The organism is Massilia frigida (genome assembly GCF_011682175.1).
GTDB lineage: Bacteria > Pseudomonadota > Gammaproteobacteria > Burkholderiales > Burkholderiaceae_D > Telluria_A > Telluria_A frigida.
Genome location: NZ_WHJG01000198.1, coordinates 1 through 347, shown reverse-complemented (window position 1 = coordinate 347; position 347 = coordinate 1). Strand labels below are relative to the sequence as shown.

At 59.9% G+C, this 347-nt stretch carries 1 protein-coding gene; it reads left to right on the top strand.

Translation table 11 applies throughout. The features are described from left to right. Nucleotides 1-347 (top strand): transposase (locus tag F2P44_RS34670; protein ID WP_187363530.1); only part of this gene is annotated, 347 nt, incomplete at both ends.

The window sequence follows — 347 nt, the reverse complement described above, 5'->3', positions numbered from 1 at the left end:
CGCCAGGTGTATCACCGCTGCCGCCGATACCTCAACGGGGCCGAGGGCGCCCGTCAAGCCTGCTTCGCCGAGGGCCCGGTCATGAGCCAATGTCGGTCAAGGCGTTAGCGATGGGATTGCCGCCATCGGCATTCCAGCAGGTACGCTGGCGCGAGGGAAGCAATTCGACCTTGTCATCGCGATTCGCCTCAGTACGCGTACGACCGGCTCATCGGGACTATTGGCGCAGCGAACAGCGCGACGAGGAGTGGTTATTGATTGAATGGCCAGAAGGAGATACGGAGCCGCTAAAGTATTTTCTATCGACAGCGCCAGCCGACGCCACGCTTGAACAAATCGTGTTTGTG